The organism is Streptococcus sp. NSJ-72, assembly GCF_014334035.1.
In the GTDB taxonomy this organism is placed as follows: domain Bacteria; phylum Bacillota; class Bacilli; order Lactobacillales; family Streptococcaceae; genus Streptococcus; species Streptococcus constellatus.
Window position 1 is genome coordinate 351,802 of sequence record NZ_CP060489.1, and the last position, 17,603, is coordinate 369,404.

Below are 17,603 nucleotides of genomic sequence, written 5' to 3' on the forward strand. Positions count from 1 at the left end.
TGACAAATGTCACATTTTAATTAACAATTGTCATCTTTACAAAGTGACATTTGACAATATGAAACCGGTTCCAGCTTTAGTAAAATAAAGACAGGAAATGAAGGAGGAAAGAACATGAAATATCTGGTACTAGTCAGTCATGGTGGACTAGCAGAAGGAGTACAAAGCTCGCTTAAGATGTTTGCTGGTGATAAGACAGATCAAGTCATTGCAGTGGGATTAAAAGAAGGCAAGTCTGTTGATGATTTTGCTCTTGACTTTCGGCAAGCATTATCCGGTCTTAGTGTAGAAGATACGGTTTTGGTATTAGCAGATATTGTCGGAGGAAGCCCTTTGACAACAGCTTGCAATGTTTTAGCGGAACTTGACAAGTTAAATACTGCAGTCGTACTTGGTGGTCTCAATTTAACAATGGGACTCACAGGTTTAGTGATGAAAGATATGCTAGAAGGAAAAGAATTGACACAAGCCATTCTCTCAGAAGCTTCCGAAGCATTGCAAGAATTTGATGTGACTTCTAGTGACGAAGAGGATGAAGACGATATTTAAAGAGTGTAAAAAGGAGATGTATCATGACAATTTCATTTGTGCGTATTGATGACCGTATGATTCATGGTCAAACAGTAACTCGCTGGGCAAAGGAATATCCTTGTGACGGGTTAGTTGCTGTCAATAATGCTGCAGCAGGAAATGCAGTTTTAAAGCAAGCCTATAAAGCAGCTTCTGATAAAAAAACATTTGTTTGGACAAAAGAAGCATGGAAAGAAAAATCACAAAAGGTATTGGATTCCGATAGTCGCTATTTCTTGATTACTAAAAATCCAATTGATATGAAAGAAATACTAGTTGATCAAGGTTTTGTGCCTGGTGATATCAAAGAAATCATCGTTGGTCCAGCTAATGATCGTCCGGGTGCTACTAAATTGGGAAACAATCAATCCATTACACAGGAAGAAGCAGAAGCACTTGAAGCAATTCAAAAAGCTGGCTATAAAGTAAAATTCCAACTCTTACCAGATGTGTCTATTGGCTATTGGGACGATTTCAAGTCTAAATTCGGTTTTTAATAAAATATAATAAGCATTAAGGAGGCTTTATTATGACAATTTCGTGGTTTCAAGCCGCTTTATTAGGGTTATTTGCCTGTCTATCATCCATGCCTGGCCTAGGTGGTACATCCATTGGTAACTATACTCTTGGGCGCCCACTTGTAGGTGGTCTTGTTTCAGGACTGATCCTAGGAGATGTGAAATTAGGTATCATCTGTGGGGTTGCGATGCAACTTGTTTACATCGCTTTGGTAACACCTGGCGGTACTGTTTCAGCTGACGTTCGTGCGGTTTCTTATATTGGGATTCCTCTGGCAATGGTTGCTATTCAATCACAAGGACTGTCACTTGACTCTGCAGATGCTGCTAACTTGGCTAAATCAATGGGAACACTCGTTGGTACAGTCGGTACAGTTCTTTTCTATGGTACAGCTACTATGAATCTACTTTGGCAACATATTGGCTGGAAAGCTGTTGAAAAAGGTGAATTTAAACGCTTATATGTGGTAGACTGGGGCTTCCCATGGATTTCCCATTTAGTATTCTCATTCTTGCCAACGCTTATTATGTGTAAATTAGGTGCCGATGCGGTTACTGCTTTAAAAACAGCTCTTCCATTGGATGGTATTCCAATGAAAACCCTCTTTACGGTCGGCTCTCTCCTTCCATGTGTCGGAATTGCCATCCTCTTAAAACAAATCGTTGAAAAAGCTGTTGATTTCATTCCATTCTTTGTTGGATTTACTTTAGCAGCTTCATTAGGACTTAACCTTGTATCTTGTGCAGTCATTTCATTAATCTTTGCAGTATTATTCTATGAAATTCAAATGGCGAAAAATGTAAGAGCACAAGCGGCTGCCAGTGCAAGTTTTGATGATGACGATGAGGAGGATATTTAAAATGGTTAAATTAACGAAAAAAACATTAGGAAAATCTTTTCATCATTGGTATTATGGGAACTTAACTTGCTTCTCACAAGAACACATGCAAACCTTTGGATATCTGGCTTCAATGCTACCAATTGTGGAAGAATTATATTCTAAAAAAGAAGATCAAGCAAAAGCAATGCACACCTACACCGCATTCTTTAACACGGAGCCGCAATTAGGTGCATTGATTGTAGGGATTACAGCAGGTTTAGAAGAAGCGCGTGCGAATGGGGCTGATGGAGTAGATGATGAAACAATCAACGGTCTTCGTGCTGGTCTCATGGGACCTGTTGCAGGAATTGGTGATTCACTGATTGTTGGTACCTTGATTCCGATTATACTAGGTATTGCTCTCGGTTTGTCAAATGGTGGCTCACCACTTGGTGCGATTTTCTATATCGTGGTTTGGAACTTGCTCGCCTACTTTGGTATGAAATTCGCCTACTTTAAAGGGTACGAACTAGGAGATAAAGCAGTTGAATTTCTTGTAGGCCCTCAAGGACAAGCTATCCGTAAGTCGGTGTCTATCATTGGTGGTATGGTCATCGGTGCGGTTGCAGCGACATGGGTACCTGTTAAGACAGCTTTCAAATTGAAAGATTCTTCAGGGAAAGCCTTCTTGGTTTTACAAAGCCAATTAGACGGTGTTTATCCAGGTTTATTGACAGCTTTGTTTATCGTCTTTTGCTGGTGGTTAATGGCTAAGAAAAATCTCTCACCTATCAAAGTAATGTTGCTTCTTGTAGTAATTGCTTTCCTTGGTGTATTGGTTGGCTTCTTCAACCCAGGATTGAAATACTAAATAGGAGAAAAATATGACAGAACAAGAATTGATTCAAGGATATGAAACGGAAATTCAATACCAAAAACACATGATTGAAAATCTAGGGCGTTGGTTTAGTCTCTTCTTTACTATTGCTAGTATCGGTCTTGTTCTGGTTTATTTCTTCCGTCAGACCAATTTTATTGCCTTTATTGCTGGAACGATCCTAGCGGTCCTAGGGATTCTAGCAATGCTTGTCTTTGGTTATGGTATTTATAAAGGACGATTGAATCTTAAAAAAGTTATTGACGATTTTGACGAAAAATTAAGATTGGTCTAATAAAAACTTATTTGCTTTCCCCTTAAAAACTTTGTCATTTGACAGAGTTTTTTTCTTGACTATTTCTGACCAAGTGATACAATAGAAAATGTAAATATTAGCACTCGTGTATATAGAGTGCTAAAACAAGATATTGGAGGTAAACAAATGCTTAAACCATTAGGCGACCGTGTGGTCCTAAAAGTAGAAGAAAGAGAACAAAAAGTTGGTGGCTTTGTCATTGCAGGCGCAGGACAAGATGCAACGAAGATGGCAAAAGTTATAGCTGTCGGGGAAGGAATTCGTACGCTCAACGGTGAACTCGTTGCTCCAAGCGTGAAGGCCGATGATACTGTTCTCGTTGAAAGCCATGCAGGAATTGAAGTCAAAGACGGCGAAGAAAAGTATCTCGTTGTCAATGAGACAAATATTCTAGCGATTGTTGAATAAATTAAACATTTATAGAAAGAGGAATTGTAAAAATGGCAAAAGATATTAAATTTTCAGCAGATGCAAGAAGTGCTATGGTACGTGGTGTTGATATTTTGGCAGATACCGTTAAAGTAACCTTAGGACCTAAAGGACGCAATGTTGTTCTTGAAAAATCATTTGGCTCACCACTCATCACAAATGACGGTGTGACTATTGCAAAAGAAATTGAACTCGAAGATCATTTTGAAAACATGGGCGCTAAGTTGGTGTCAGAAGTTGCTTCAAAAACTAATGATATCGCTGGTGACGGAACAACTACTGCGACTGTCTTGACCCAAGCCATTGTCCGTGAAGGAATCAAAAATGTAACGGCTGGTGCAAACCCAATTGGCATTCGTCGTGGTATTGAAACAGCTGTTGCAACAGCTGTTGAAGCCTTAAAAGCAAATTCTGTTCCGGTTTCTAATAAAGAAGCGATTGCGCAAGTTGCAGCTGTCTCATCACGTTCTGAAAAAGTCGGAGAATACATTTCTGAAGCTATGGAAAAAGTTGGCAACGACGGTGTCATCACTATTGAAGAATCAAAAGGAATGGAAACAGAGCTTGATGTTGTGGAAGGTATGCAGTTTGACCGTGGCTATCTTTCTCAATACATGGTAACAGATAATGAAAAAATGGTTGCTGATTTAGATAATCCATATATCTTGATTACAGATAAGAAGATTTCTAATATCCAAGAAATTCTTCCTTTGTTGGAAAATATCTTGAAGACTAGTCGTCCATTATTGATTATCGCAGATGATGTAGACGGTGAAGCTCTTCCAACTCTTGTGTTAAATAAAATCCGCGGTACTTTCAATGTAGTCGCTGTGAAAGCGCCAGGCTTCGGTGACCGTCGTAAGGCTATGTTAGAAGATATTGCGATTCTGACTGGCGGTACAGTGATTACAGAAGATCTTGGTCTAGAATTGAAAGATGCAACCATTGAAGCACTTGGACAAGCCTCAAAAGTGACTGTCGATAAAGATAGCACAGTGATTGTGGAAGGTTCAGGAGCTGCTGAAGCGATTGCTAACCGCGTGGCTGTCATTAAATCGCAAATTGAAAGTGCTACATCTGAATTTGACAAAGAAAAACTACAAGAACGTTTAGCAAAATTGTCAGGTGGTGTGGCAGTCATCAAAGTGGGTGCTGCAACAGAAACAGAACTCAAAGAAATGAAACTCCGCATTGAAGATGCCCTCAATGCAACTCGCGCCGCTGTTGAAGAAGGAATTGTCTCAGGTGGTGGAACAGCCTTTGTGAATGTTTTAAATGCTGTTGAAGCCTTAGACTTATCAGGTGATGAAGCAACAGGTCGTAATATCGTTCTTCGTGCTTTGGAAGAACCAGTTCGTCAAATCGCTCTCAATGCAGGATTTGAAGGCTCGATCGTCATTGACCGTTTGAAAAACTCTGAAGTTGGTACAGGCTTTAATGCTGCAACTGGCGAATGGGTTAACATGATTGAAGCAGGGATCATTGACCCAGTCAAAGTCACTCGTTCTGCCCTTCAAAATGCAGCTTCAGTAGCTAGCCTCATTTTGACAACAGAAGCAGTTGTTGCCAGCCAACCAGAACCAGCTAGCCCAACTCCAGCAATGGATCCAAGTATGATGGGCGGGATGATGTAATTTAAGATATAGAGAGTTTAAAGAGTAAAACAAGCTAGAAAATCAACGAATTATTTGATGAATAAGAGAAGATTTGTTTTTCTCATACAGCTCTTAACGATGTTTAATGTTGCACGAGATTGCTTTTATGTTGAAGCGCAAACGTGCTTTTGAAGGATATAAAAAGCGAAGTGAGTGTGGATTTGATAAATCCAAACTCACTTTTTTTAAAGTTTTTAGCTGGGTACATGTACAATCAATACAAAGAGAGCCAAAAGAACCAGAACTTTATTTTTCTTGCTTGATAAATTAATGCTGTTTGAAAAAGTTATTCTCTTTTGTCTATTTGTCTCTGCTCCTTTTCTGTGGTAAAATAGTGATACATTTCTAAGGAGAAAACAATGATTGATGTTGAAGAAATTCTGAGTAAAATGAATCCCAATCAAAAGATCAATTACGACCGCGTGATGCAAAAAATGGTCAAAGTTTGGGAAGCAGACCAGAAGCGTCCTACGATTTTGATGCACACCTGCTGTGCACCTTGCTCAACTTATACGCTGGAGTATTTAACCCAGTATGCGGACGTGACGGTTTATTTTGCCAATTCAAATATTCACCCCAAGGCAGAATACCAACGCCGTGCCTATGTTGCCCAAAAATTTGTTCACGATTTCAATGAAAATACTGGTAATCATGTTCAATATTTAGAAGCTCCCTATGAGCCACAAGAATTTTTCCGGACAGTACACGGTTTGGAAGAAGAGCCAGAAGGTGGCGATCGTTGCAAAGTCTGCTATGATTATCGCTTGGATAAGACAGCGCAAGTGGCGGTTGATTTGGGATTTGACTATTTTGGAAGCGCCTTGACAATCAGTCCTCATAAAAATTCGCAGACAATCAATAGCGTTGGAATTGAAGTACAGAAAGTTTATGCAACGCAGTATCTTCCTAGTGATTTCAAGAAAAATCAAGGCTATAAGCGCTCAGTCGAAATGTGTGAAGAGTACGACATTTATCGACAATGCTATTGTGGTTGTGTTTTTGCAGCACAGGCACAAGGAATTGACCTCATTCAGATAAAAAAAGATGCAGTAGCTTTTTTGAAGGGGAAAGATTTAGAAAAAGATTATTCGCATATTAAATTTACTGTCACAAATGGAGAATACTAAAAATAACACTTGTACTAGAGTTGATCGTGTTTCTTCTTACAAGGTTGTTTTTGTTTGTACATTTAGAAGTTTTATATCTTGACGCCATCAATATATTGTGTTATTATTTTTTTTAGCACAATATATGGTGTTTTTATTGAAGTTGATGACCTGATATTAGATAGATTTTGGAGGTGCAGGAAGATAGTGATTATTTTAGCGGGCATGATTGGGGTAGGTAAGACGACTTACACTTATCGATTAGCCGAGGAATTAGGAACGCAGCCATTTTTTGAACCGGTAGAAGAAAATCCTATTTTGGATAAATATTATGAAGACCCAGATAAATATGGCTTTGCTTTGCAGATTTATTTTCTAAATAAACGCTTTAAAATGATCAAAGCGGCTTATCATGATGACAATAATATTCTAGATCGTTCTATTTATGAAGACGCTTTGTTTACTTATATCAATACACTCAAGGGAAGTATCAGTGAGCAAGAGTATGATATCTACTTGGAACTTTTGGACAATATGATGGAAGAAATCCAAGGTCTGCCTAAGAAAGCGCCAGATTTGTTGATTTATTTAGATGGTAGTTTCGACCATATTATGAACAATATCAAAAAACGCGGTCGCAATTATGAGCAACCAAATGAAGAAAATGGACTAGCTGACTACTATCAACTGCTTTATAAGCATTATCAAAATTGGTATGAGGATTACAACTACAGTCCTAAAATGAGAATTGCAACGGATGATTTAGATATTGCAAATCCAAATGACTGGAATCACGTCTACCAACAAATTCAACAAAAAATGAAAACGATTGGGCTTGAAAAATGAGTCTAATCAAGAAAGTTTCGAAATAGCTTCGAGATTTTTGTATACATCAATAAAAAAGAGAGACAGATGATAACTGATCGACAAACGAAAATTCTTCAAGAAGCTAGAGATTTTGCTTATGCTGAACTGAAAGACGAAACAAGCGGACATGATTGGTGGCATATTGTACGTGTCACAAATATTGCTGTAGAAATTGCCAAACAAGAACGAGCAGATGTTTTTATTTGTGAGCTAGCTGCCTTACTACATGATATAGCTGACGGGAAGTTAAATGAGAGTGAAGAAGTGGGCTTGCAAAAGGTTGAGCAATGGCTACAGAATCATCAGGCTTCAGAGGCGGAAATAGCTCATGTGTTAGAGATTGTTTCAACAATGTCATTTAAAGGTGATCATCAACAGAAGAATATCAGCACTTTGGAGGGCAAAATTGTTCAAGATGCCGACCGATTGGATGCGATTGGAGCGATTGGAATAGCGCGAGCTATGGCTTATTCAGGTCATATAGGGAGACCGATTCACGATCCAGATTTGCAGCCGAGAGAAAACATGACATTGGAAGAATATCGTACTGGGAAGAGTTCAGCTATCATGCATTTCTATGAGAAATTACTCAAATTAAAAGACATGATGAATACCGCTGCTGCTCAAAAAATGGCAGAAAGTAGACATCGCTTTTTGGAAGAATACTTAGATCAATTCTATGCTGAATGGAATGCGAAAAAGTGACAAATAAGATATGAAAAAGCTGAGAATGTAACTTCCCAGCTATTTTAATATGCCCAAAATGGCAGCTAGATTATTTACGAAAGGCATCAACGATATAGGTAAAACCAGCAATTAAAAATACAAAAGCAACGGCATAAATGACAAAGACGCTTGTAGCTATTGGATTGAACAAAATGACTAATCTAAGCAGAAATACAAGTAGCGCCACCCACATGATGTGATTGCCAATAGCAGAGAAAATCAGTCCTAGACAATTACCTTTAAAGAAAGCAATAATGGCTTCTACAATTAACTAAATTCCTAACATGGTTGGAATGATGACAGGTAAGGTCACAATCCATAAGCAACGAGGTAAATAGCTAAGAGCAGGTTGATAATCTTTGGAAAAGATAAACAGGTGAGCGAAGCTCTTTTGGCACAGAGAAATAGCTTAAAATAACCACTATAGAAGCAACCAATAAACCAAATGCAATCCACCAGCTGTAAGCAACAAGATTAGCTGCTGGATCTGTAAATAGAAAAAGTGCTAATAAAACAAGAACAGTTCCTGCAAGAAATAGCAATAAACAATTAGAAAATTTCATATCTACATCCCCTATATAGTATAGTTTGATAATGAAAGCATTTTAACTCTTTTGATGGGAGATGTCAAGAAAGGAAATAGATAGTTTGAGAATTTTAGTATGGCTTTTTGTGAAACAAAAAGGCTGTTTTATTATTTTTTGTAACTATAACAAGGTTAGAAGATTATAAGTGAGAACAACAAAAAAGCCTATCATATAGGCTTTCTACTTAAATTTTATTATGCCCCCTACAGGGCTCGAACCTGTGACCCATGGATTAAGAGTCCACTGCTCTACCAACTGAGCTAAGGAGGCAACAGAAAAAGCTGTATTGGTGCCGAACTTTCACGATTTGTATTGAACCCGCGCAATTAAGCAGGTGGGCAACTCGCTCTAACTGAAGCTGCTTCCGCGTGAAACGGCCTGCAAGCTGTTAGAAGTCTTTTGTTTCCCTAATAATACAAAAAATAGTCGGTCAACACTTAAGTGTGAAGTCGTACACCACAGCGTTTCTATAATTATGATACCACAATTTTTGAAAAATTCAAGAGAAAAAATTGATTTTTTGCAAACGATACCACGATTTTTTAGTGGTTTTTGAGTTGATCAATCTTATTTTTAGTCATTCCAAGGGCTCGTTCGTACTTCCCATTTTCGTTCGGAGTGAAATAATCGGCATTTTTTATTTTTTCAGGAAGATAGTTTTGCTGTACCCAATTACCAGGATAGTTATGTGGATATTTGTAATCTTGGGCATTTCCCAGCTCCTTACTACCAGCGTAGTGACCGTCTCGTAGATGGCGAGGGATAGCAAGATTTCCGTTCTGGCGCAAGTCAGAGAGTGCTTTGTCTATGGCTACGTAGGCCGAGTTGGACTTAGGAGAAAGTGCTAGGTCAATGACAATGTTGGCAATGAGGATGCGAGCTTCTGGGAACCCAATTTTTTGAGCGGCTTCAAGTGCGGTCACTGTATGAATCTGAGCATCGGGATTTGCCAAACCAATGTCTTCATAAGCAATGACCGTCAGGCGTCGTGCGAGGCTGGGAAGGTCTCCAGCTTCAATCAAGCGAGCTGCATAATGGAGACTGGCATTGACATCAGACCCCCGAATAGACTTCTGTAAGGCGGACAGGACGTCATAGTGACCATCCCCGTCCTTGTCCATAGTGATGTAGCTCTTTTGTAGACTGTTTTCCATAATATCCAGAGTGATATGGCGAACGCCTGAATTATCCGCTGAGGTAGAGAGGACTGCTAAATCTAGAGAATTAAAGGCTGAGCGCAGATCTCCATTTGTGGAAGTGGCAATGAAGTCCAGTGCGTCATCATCTAATTGGACAGGAAAATCAAAACCTCGTTCAGTGTCTGCCAAGGCTGTTTGAATAGCTTGTTTAATATCGTCATTTGTCAGAGGCTCCAGCTCGAAAATCTGTACCCGGCTGCGAATAGCGGGAGTGACGGAGAAAAAAGGATTTTCTGTTGTGGCACCAATCATGATGATTAGACCGTTTTCTAACAGAGGGAGGAGGAAGTCCTGCTTGGTCTTATCCAAGCGGTGAATCTCATCTAAAAGTAGCACCAAACCACCAGAGAACTTGGCTTCTTCCGCAATCTCTTGCAGACGCTTCTTACTATCAACGGTAGCATTAAAGGTCCGAAAAGCAAATTTTGTAGTACCAGCGATGGCAGAAGCAATGGAAGTCTTACCGATGCCGGGCGGTCCGTAGAGAATCATAGAAGACAGACGATTGGCTTCCACCATGCGACGAATAATTTTTCCTTCGCCGACCAGATGTTTCTGACCGATGACTTGATCAATATTTTTAGGTCGCATGCGGATAGCTAAATTTTCTGGCATACGTTTTCCTCCTTATTGGTATTCTTTTCAACTGTTCTGATTTATGTTACTATAGTTGTATCTATTTTAACACATTTTAAAGGATTGGAGAGAGGCTGGCTATGGTTAAATATGGATTTTTGGATATATTAAATGAAGAAATGGGGCAATGCTTTCCATTTGACTATGAGATAAACTGGGATAAGAAGAATCATGCCGTAGAAGTGTCCTTTCTCTTAGAAGTACAAAATGCAAATGGCATCGAACTGTTAGATGTGGATGGAGAAAGTAGCACAGAAGACATTTTCTTTGAAGAAAGCGTTCTCTTTTATAATCCTGCCAAGTCTCACTTTGAAACAGAGGATTATCTAACAGTTGTCCCTTACGAGCCAAAAAAAGGTTTGTCTCGTGAATTCTTGACCTACTTTGTGGATTTTTTGAAGCAGACAGCCGAAGAGGGATTAGATGCTCTCATGGATTTTCTGGCAGATCCAGCGGCAGAGGAATTTGAAATTGTCTGGAATAATAAAGCTTTTGAAAAAGCCAGAGCAGATTTGAAAGAGACGGACTTTTATCCCTATCCGAGATACTGAAATACAAGCGTGCCTAAGAAGAACACTGATTTTACGGAGGTAGGGAAGAATGAGTGATATGACTGTTTTGTATCAAACGTTTGATTTTTCAGGTTGTAAAATTGCTTTACTGTATGGCGATACAATTTTAACCATTTTAAGAGACGATATTCCCACTATTCCTTATCCCAATATGTGGGATTTTCCTGGCGGTGGGAGAGAAAAGGAAGAAACGCCTTTTGAGTGTATCAAGCGAGAAGTTTTTGAGGAATTAGGCATTACGATTAAGGAAAGCTCAATTCTTTGGGTCAAAGCCTACCAAGGCATTGTCAATCCGGCTAAGACCTCTGTGTTTATAGTGGGAGTGATTAGCCAGAAGGAGATTGATCAGATTGTCTTTGGTAATGAAGGACAGGGCTACAAATTGGTAAATATAGAAGAATTATTAGCAGACGAAAACGTCATTCCACAGTTGAAAAGTAGATTGAGAGATTATTTGGAGGAGGTTCAAAGATGATTTATATAGAACAAGCAGAAGCTACAGATTTAGAAACCATTGTCAGTATTCAGCGGGCTGCTTTTAAGGCAGTTTATGACAAATATCAGGATGAGTATGATCCTTATCTGGAAGAACGGGAGCGCATCCAGTGGAAGTTGGCAGAACGTCCTAATAGCTTTTATTATTTTGTCAAGGATGATGAGGAAGTGTGTGGGTTTATCCGTATCCAGACCAACGATGAGCAGACAGAGTGTTGGCTGGGAACAGCGGCGATTCTGCCCGATTATCAAGGCCGGGGAATTGGTTCAGCAGGTTTGAAACTTGTAGAGGAACAGTTCTCAGCTGCCAAACAATGGGATTTGTGCACTGTCTTGCAGGATGAGGGTATGGTGGCCTTTTATGAGAAAAATGGCTACCGGAAAACCCATATCAAGCCGGAAAAAGAGGATATGGATATGGTTTATATGACCAAAACAATTGAGTGAAAGAAGGAGTGAGCAATGGATACATGGCAGGAGTTAACGATTGAAGTGAAGCGTGAGGCGGAGGAAGCAGCCTCGAATATTCTGATTGAGCTGGGCAGTCAGGGTGTGGCTATCGATGACAGCGCAGATTATCTGGGGCAGGTCGACCAGTATGGTGAGCTTTTTCCAGAAGTTGAGCAGAGCGAGCGGGTCAAGATTACTGGCTACTACCCGGATTCGGTGGATATAGAGGCTGTTGCAGCCAAGGCCAATGAGCGACTGGCTGAGCTGGATGACTTCGGATTAGAGACGGGAGATATTCAGCTGACTCGGCAGGAACTGGCTGAGGAAGACTGGGCGGACAATTGGAAAAAATATTTTGAACCAGCTCGAATTACCCATGATTTGACTATCGTGCCATCTTGGACGGACTATGAAGCGGGACTGGGAGAGAAGCTGATTAAGCTGGATCCCGGCATGGCCTTTGGCACAGGGACTCATCCAACGACCAAGATGAGTCTCTTTGCCTTAGAACAAGTACTACGAGGTGGTGAGACGGTGCTGGATGTAGGGACAGGTAGTGGAGTCCTTTCTATAGCAAGCTCACTCTTGGGTGCAAAAAAGATTTATGCGTATGATTTAGACGAAATAGCTGTACGTGTGGCGCAGGAGAATATTGAACTGAATGCAAATATGGAGAATATTCAGGTAGCTACTGGCAATCTCTTGCGGGGTGTGGATATTAAAGCGAATGTCATTGTAGCCAATATTTTAGCGGATATTCTGGTAAATCTGACTGATGATGCATACCGTTTGCTCAAGAATGAAGGCTATCTGATTATGAGTGGCATTATTTCCGAGAAATGGAACATGGTAAGAGAGTCGGTTGAAGCTGCTGGATTTTTCTTAGAAACTCATATGATACAAGGCGAATGGCATGCCTGTGTATTTAAGAAAACACAGAATATTTCCGGCGTGATAGGAGGCTAAATGCAGCAGTATTTTATCAAGGGAGTCGTCCAATCCCCACTGACTGTGAGGGACAAGGATACAGTGAAGCATATGTTTTCTGTTATGCGTTTGGTAGAAGATGATGAGGTAGTGCTGGTTTTTGAGGATGGTATTAAACGCCTAGCAAGAGTTGCAGATAGAGAGCGCCATGTGCTGAATCTGGTAGAAGATTTACCAGACAACGCGGAGCTGCCGATTCATGTGACGGTTGCTTCTGGCTTTCCCAAAGGAGACAAGCTGGAATGGGTAGCTCAGAAAACGACGGAACTGGGTGCAGCTGCTATCTGGGCCTTTCCGGCCGACTGGTCTGTTGCCAAGTGGGACGGTAAGAAACTTGCTAAAAAAGCAGATAAACTAGAGAAGATTGTTTTGGGAGCGGCAGAGCAGAGCAAACGCAATTGGGTACCAGAAGTTCGACTTTTCGAGAAGAAAATTGATTTTTTAGATTGTTTGAGCCAGTTTGACCGTGTTATTGTAGCTTATGAGGAATCTGCTAAAGAGGGAGAGTCTGCTGCTTTGGTAAAGGCTGTGACAGAACTCAAAAAAGGAAGTCGGATTTTATTTATTTTTGGTCCAGAAGGTGGCCTGTCTCCAGCAGAAATTGCCACATTGGAAGAGATGGGAGCTATACTTGCAGGGCTGGGTCCACGTATCTTGCGGACAGAGACAGCTCCACTTTACGCACTCAGTGCAGTCAGTGTACTGATAGAGTTGATGTAGTCGGAAAGTTTCATTAATAGGGCTGATCTTTATTGTTCTTAACTCCTAACTTTGGTATAATATAAGTGAAATATCTAGCTTAGCTAGAAAGGATGGAAGTACAGGAACAAATTTGCTAGCTAGATGGCGAAAACCGCTTTTGCTTGATAAGGAGAGGAGGTTCATCATGTCTTTATCTACCTTATTTGAGTTGTTGATTGCTATGCTAGGTGTTGTATCAGCTTGCTATCTCATTTATGCTTATGTTGAATTTATCGGAGATATGTTGCATACTGAAAAACATCACTTCTTCCATCACAACCCGCCTATTTAAAGGCGGGCTTTTTACCTGAAATGATGCCATGTTCTTTTTCCTAATATTGGGGAAATGGTATTGAATCTGCAGCTTTTAGGTATTTCTTATGATTCTATTGCTTTCTTCTGTATTTCCTTGTTTTCATATCGGTCTAAAAATGATAAAATGGTAGGAAGAACTGGAGAGAGAAAATGCCAAAAGAAGTGAATTTGACGGGCGATCAAGTGGTCGCTCTTACTAGAAAATATTTATCATCAGAAGACGTCACCTTGATTCAAAAAGCTCTTTTTTATGCGGTAGATCGGCATCGGGGGCAATTTCGCCAATCAGGTGAGCCATATATCATCCATCCGATTCAAGTGGCAGGGATTTTAGCTAAGCTAAAGTTGGATGCGGTCAGTGTCGCTTGCGGTTTTTTACATGATGTTGTAGAAGACACAGCTGCAACTTTGGACGATTTGGAAGGCGAATTTGGACATGATGTGCGCCTGATTGTCGATGGTGTGACCAAACTTGGTAAAGTCAAGTATATGTCTCACAAGGAACAGTTGGCTGAAAACCACCGCAAAATGCTAATGGCGATGTCCAAGGATATCCGTGTCATTTTGGTAAAACTAGCAGACCGTTTGCACAATATGAGAACACTTAAGCACCTGCGCAAAGACAAACAGGAACGGATCTCACGCGAAACCATGGAAATTTATGCTCCATTAGCTCATCGTTTGGGGATTTCGAGCGTCAAATGGGAACTAGAAGATTTGGCTTTTCGATATTTGAATCCGACAGAGTTTTATAAGATTTCCCACCTGATGAAGGAAAAACGTCGGGAACGTGAGGATTTAGTTGATGAAGTGGTTCACAAGATTGAAACCTATGCTTCTGAGCGCAATCTTCATGGGCAAATCTATGGTCGTCCTAAACATATTTACTCCATTTATCGGAAAATGCAGGACAAGAAAAAGCGTTTTGATGAGATTTATGACTTGATCGCTATTCGTTGCATTTTAGATACGCAAAGTGATGTGTATGCTATGTTGGGCTACATTCATGAACTCTGGCGACCAATGCCCGGACGTTTTAAAGATTATATTGCTAATCGCAAGGCAAATGGTTACCAGTCAATCCATACGACCGTCTATGGGCCTAAGGGACCGATTGAGTTTCAAATTCGGACCAAAGAAATGCACGAAGTGGCAGAATACGGGGTTGCTGCACACTGGGCCTATAAAAAAGGTATTAAAGGGCAGGTTGATAGCAAAGAATCGGCGATTGGGATGAATTGGATTAAGGAGATGATGGAACTCCAAGACCAGTCCAATGATGCACAGGATTTTGTGGATTCCGTCAAGGAAAATTACCTTGCTGAAGAAATCTATGTCTTCACGCCGGATGGTGCTGTTCGTTCGCTGCCAAAAGACTCAGGACCGATTGATTTTGCCTATGAAATCCATACAAAAGTGGGTGAAAAAGCGGTTGGTGCAAAGGTAAATGGTCGCATGGTGCCCTTGACTACGAAGTTAAAAACAGGGGACCAAGTTGAGATTATTACCAGTTCCAATTCCTTTGGACCGAGTCGTGACTGGATTAACCTTGTTAAGACTAGCAAGGCACGCAATAAAATTCGTCAATTTTTCAAAAATCAAGACAAGGAATTATCCATTTCTAAAGGTCGAGAACTTCTGCAAGCACAATTTCAAGAAAATGGCTATGTGGCTAACAAATACATGGACAAAAGACACATGGAAGAAGTCCTGCAAAAAACGAGTTACAAAACAGAAGAAACTCTTTTTGCGGCGATTGGTTTTGGTGAAGTTAGTGCTGTTTCGATTTTTAATCGTTTGACAGAAAGAGAACGCCGTGAAGAAGAGCGTGCTAAAGCAAGAGCTGAAGCAGAAGAGCTTGTTAAGGGCGGTGAAGTCAAGGTTGAAAACAAGGACACCCTCAAGGTCAAACATGAGGGCGGCGTCATTATCCAAGGTGCGTCAGGGCTTTTGATACGGATTGCCAAATGTTGTAATCCAGTTCCTGGTGATGAGATTGTCGGGTACATTACAAAGGGGCGCGGGGTTGCCATTCATCGTAAGGACTGTATGAATCTGCGAGCGCAGGAAAATTATGAGCAGCGCTTGATTGATGTCGAATGGGAAGACAATAGTTCTGTTAAGGAATACACTGCTCACATTGATATATATGGTCTCAATCGCACTGGCCTTTTGAATGATGTCTTGCAAGTCTTGTCCAACACAACCAAAAATATCTCCACCGTCAATGCACAGCCAACCAAAGATATGAAATTTGCCAATATCCATGTTTCTTTCGGAATTGCTAATTTATCTATGCTGACAACAGTAGTTGATAAGATTAAGAGTGTGCCGGAAGTCTATTCGGTTAAACGGACAAATGGCTAAGTGAGAACAGCAGAGCAGAAAGATTCTACTCAAGCAATCTCTTGTGATTTTTTCTCAATATAAAAATAGGAAGTTCAAAATGAAAATAGTGATTCAGCGTGTGAAGCGAGCTTCGGTATCAATTGATACCGAACTTTACAATCAGATTCAGCAAGGACTGCTGTTACTAGTCGGTGTAGCACCAGATGATTCTCAAGAAGATGTAGAATATGCAGCAAGAAAAATTGCCAATATGCGGATTTTTTCAGATAAAGAAGATAAAATGAATTTATCTGTCGAAGATGTGAAAGGAGAAATTCTCTCTATTTCTCAATTTACCCTTTACGCAGATACAAAAAAAGGGAATCGTCCAGCTTTTACAGGCGCTGCTCAACCAGACTTGGCTAGTCAATTGTATGATGATTTTAACGAATTGCTAGGTCGAGAAATACCTGTTAAAACAGGTGTTTTCGCAGCTGATATGCAGGTTGAGTTAGTCAATGACGGACCGGTGACGATTGTGTTAGATACGAAGAATCGTTGAGAAAATGATAAATAAAAACGAGTCTGGACAAAACTGTTCCAGACTTGTTTGCTTTCTAGGATAAAACTCAATACGAAGTAGTTGAGTGACCTCTAATGCACTGATGTTAGAAGCTTTGACAGTCCCGCTTCCTTTTAGAGCGTTTCCACATAAAGTTGTTGGGCAATCGTTGAATTGATTTGCAGCTCTTTTTCATTTACTTTGAGCAAATATAGTTGAGCATAAGGATCGTATTGCTCCAGAATCAGCGTATCTCCCAGATGTAAATCGTGTTTTTCCAAATATTTTAATAATTCAAACTCATCATGAACTCTTGCTAAGCGATAGACTCCAGCATTTTGGACTTGGTTTAACGTTAACTGGTATTTTTCAACCAGTAATTCACCTTTTTGGGGAATGGTCCCGCCATGAGGACAAGTTTCTGGGTAATCCAACATTTTTTCCAATCGCTCGACAAATAATTCTGAAACAGTGTGTTCTAAGACTTCTGCTTCTTCATGGATTTGATCTGTTGTAGTGTATTGTAAATTATGCACTAGAAAGTATTCAATTAAACGATGTTTGCGATATAGTTCAGAGACAAGGTGAAGACCAAGATTGGTTAATAAATAGCCCTTAATCTTGTCTTTGATAATTAATTTTTCAGCAATCATCTTTTTAATCATTTCTGTGACAGCTGGAGGGGATACTTGCATTTGAGCAGCAATTTCTTTATTTGTAATTTTTTGACTATGCGTACCAATCTCGTAAATACATTTGAGGTAATCTTCTTTGTTTGGGGTCATGTTGTTTACTCCTTATCGTATTTAGTATACCAAAAATACCTGAAGAATACAGCCGTTAGCC

The 17,603-nt window shown here is 40.1% G+C and carries 20 protein-coding genes, 1 tRNA gene and 1 pseudogene; 18 read left to right on the forward strand and 4 right to left on the reverse strand.

Annotated elements, in window-relative coordinates:
- Positions 1-114 precede the first annotated feature (114 nt).
- From H8787_RS01840 to H8787_RS01885, 10 genes are all read left to right on the forward strand, one after another.
- Positions 115-549, forward strand: a complete 435-nt coding sequence (locus tag H8787_RS01840; protein ID WP_006268115.1) for a PTS sugar transporter subunit IIA — start codon at positions 115-117, stop codon at positions 547-549.
- Between the two features lie 23 nt (positions 550-572).
- The gene (locus H8787_RS01845; RefSeq protein WP_003028529.1) at positions 573-1,067 is read left to right on the forward strand and encodes a PTS system mannose/fructose/N-acetylgalactosamine-transporter subunit IIB; all 495 of its coding nucleotides are present in this window, start codon (positions 573-575) and stop codon (positions 1,065-1,067) included.
- A gap of 32 nt (positions 1,068-1,099) precedes the next feature.
- The gene (locus H8787_RS01850; protein ID WP_003028530.1) at positions 1,100-1,948 is read left to right on the forward strand and encodes a PTS mannose/fructose/sorbose/N-acetylgalactosamine transporter subunit IIC; all 849 of its coding nucleotides are present in this window, start codon (positions 1,100-1,102) and stop codon (positions 1,946-1,948) included.
- Between the two features lies 1 nt (position 1,949).
- On the forward strand, positions 1,950-2,780 hold the full coding sequence (locus tag H8787_RS01855) for a PTS system mannose/fructose/sorbose family transporter subunit IID (RefSeq protein ID WP_003070729.1): 831 nt from the start codon (positions 1,950-1,952) through the stop codon (positions 2,778-2,780).
- 13 nt (positions 2,781-2,793) lie between these two features.
- Complete coding sequence (locus H8787_RS01860) at positions 2,794-3,081, forward strand: DUF202 domain-containing protein (protein ID WP_187328111.1); 288 nt, start codon at positions 2,794-2,796, stop codon at positions 3,079-3,081.
- Between the two features lie 147 nt (positions 3,082-3,228).
- On the forward strand, positions 3,229-3,510 hold the full coding sequence (gene groES / locus H8787_RS01865) for a co-chaperone GroES (protein WP_187328112.1): 282 nt from the start codon (positions 3,229-3,231) through the stop codon (positions 3,508-3,510).
- A 32-nt stretch (positions 3,511-3,542) separates the two neighbouring features.
- Positions 3,543-5,165, forward strand: coding sequence for a chaperonin GroEL (groL, locus tag H8787_RS01870; protein WP_022525276.1), 1,623 nt, complete (start codon positions 3,543-3,545; stop codon positions 5,163-5,165).
- Positions 5,166-5,545: 380 nt separating this feature from the next.
- A complete protein-coding gene (locus H8787_RS01875; RefSeq protein ID WP_187328113.1) occupies positions 5,546-6,313 on the forward strand; it encodes an epoxyqueuosine reductase QueH in 768 nt (255 codons plus the stop codon).
- A gap of 186 nt (positions 6,314-6,499) precedes the next feature.
- Entirely contained in the window at positions 6,500-7,138 is a 639-nt protein-coding gene (locus H8787_RS01880; protein ID WP_003070721.1) for a deoxynucleoside kinase, read from the forward strand.
- Positions 7,139-7,204: 66 nt separating this feature from the next.
- Positions 7,205-7,864 (forward strand): HD domain-containing protein, encoded by a 660-nt coding sequence (locus tag H8787_RS01885; protein ID WP_119056694.1) that lies wholly within the window; start codon positions 7,205-7,207, stop codon positions 7,862-7,864.
- 70 nt (positions 7,865-7,934) lie between these two features.
- On the opposite strand, the pseudogene H8787_RS01890 reads toward H8787_RS01885, so the two are convergent.
- The 3 genes and pseudogenes from H8787_RS01890 to H8787_RS01900 all read right to left on the reverse strand — a co-directional run bounded on the left by H8787_RS01890 (position 7,935) and on the right by H8787_RS01900 (position 10,286).
- Positions 7,935-8,448: pseudogene (locus tag H8787_RS01890) on the reverse strand (DUF308 domain-containing protein).
- Positions 8,449-8,669: 221 nt separating this feature from the next.
- Positions 8,670-8,742: transfer RNA gene (locus H8787_RS01895), tRNA-Lys, on the reverse strand.
- A gap of 272 nt (positions 8,743-9,014) precedes the next feature.
- Positions 9,015-10,286 carry a replication-associated recombination protein A gene (locus H8787_RS01900; RefSeq protein ID WP_037598104.1) on the reverse strand — a complete coding sequence of 424 codons (1,272 nt, stop codon included), beginning with the start codon at positions 10,284-10,286 and terminating at the stop codon, positions 9,015-9,017.
- Between the two features lie 101 nt (positions 10,287-10,387).
- On the opposite strand from H8787_RS01900, the gene H8787_RS01905 reads away from it, so the two are divergent.
- The 8 genes from H8787_RS01905 to dtd all read left to right on the forward strand — a co-directional run bounded on the left by H8787_RS01905 (position 10,388) and on the right by dtd (position 16,757).
- Complete coding sequence (locus H8787_RS01905) at positions 10,388-10,858, forward strand: DUF3013 family protein (protein ID WP_003070713.1); 471 nt, start codon at positions 10,388-10,390, stop codon at positions 10,856-10,858.
- A 49-nt stretch (positions 10,859-10,907) separates the two neighbouring features.
- Positions 10,908-11,354: an NUDIX hydrolase gene (locus H8787_RS01910; protein WP_003070711.1), complete on the forward strand. Its 447-nt coding sequence runs from the start codon at positions 10,908-10,910 to the stop codon at positions 11,352-11,354.
- Positions 11,351-11,821, forward strand: a complete 471-nt coding sequence (locus H8787_RS01915; RefSeq protein WP_003070709.1) for a GNAT family N-acetyltransferase — start codon at positions 11,351-11,353, stop codon at positions 11,819-11,821. The genes H8787_RS01910 and H8787_RS01915 overlap by 4 nt, the downstream gene beginning before the upstream one ends.
- 15 nt (positions 11,822-11,836) lie before the next feature.
- Positions 11,837-12,790, forward strand: coding sequence for a 50S ribosomal protein L11 methyltransferase (gene prmA, locus H8787_RS01920; protein ID WP_187328114.1), 954 nt, complete (start codon positions 11,837-11,839; stop codon positions 12,788-12,790).
- Entirely contained in the window at positions 12,791-13,531 is a 741-nt protein-coding gene (locus tag H8787_RS01925; protein WP_187328115.1) for a 16S rRNA (uracil(1498)-N(3))-methyltransferase, read from the forward strand. It begins immediately after the preceding gene.
- A 166-nt stretch (positions 13,532-13,697) separates the two neighbouring features.
- Positions 13,698-13,844: a hypothetical protein gene (locus tag H8787_RS01930; protein WP_003070706.1), complete on the forward strand. Its 147-nt coding sequence runs from the start codon at positions 13,698-13,700 to the stop codon at positions 13,842-13,844.
- Positions 13,845-14,017: 173 nt separating this feature from the next.
- Complete coding sequence (locus H8787_RS01935) at positions 14,018-16,234, forward strand: RelA/SpoT family protein (RefSeq protein ID WP_187328116.1); 2,217 nt, start codon at positions 14,018-14,020, stop codon at positions 16,232-16,234.
- A gap of 79 nt (positions 16,235-16,313) precedes the next feature.
- Positions 16,314-16,757 (forward strand): D-aminoacyl-tRNA deacylase, encoded by a 444-nt coding sequence (dtd, locus tag H8787_RS01940; protein ID WP_187328117.1) that lies wholly within the window; start codon positions 16,314-16,316, stop codon positions 16,755-16,757.
- A gap of 134 nt (positions 16,758-16,891) precedes the next feature.
- On the opposite strand, the gene H8787_RS01945 is transcribed toward dtd, so the two are convergent.
- The gene (locus H8787_RS01945) at positions 16,892-17,542 is read right to left on the reverse strand and encodes a metal-dependent transcriptional regulator (RefSeq protein ID WP_003070703.1); all 651 of its coding nucleotides are present in this window, start codon (positions 17,540-17,542) and stop codon (positions 16,892-16,894) included.
- Between the last annotated feature and the right edge of the window lie 61 nt (positions 17,543-17,603).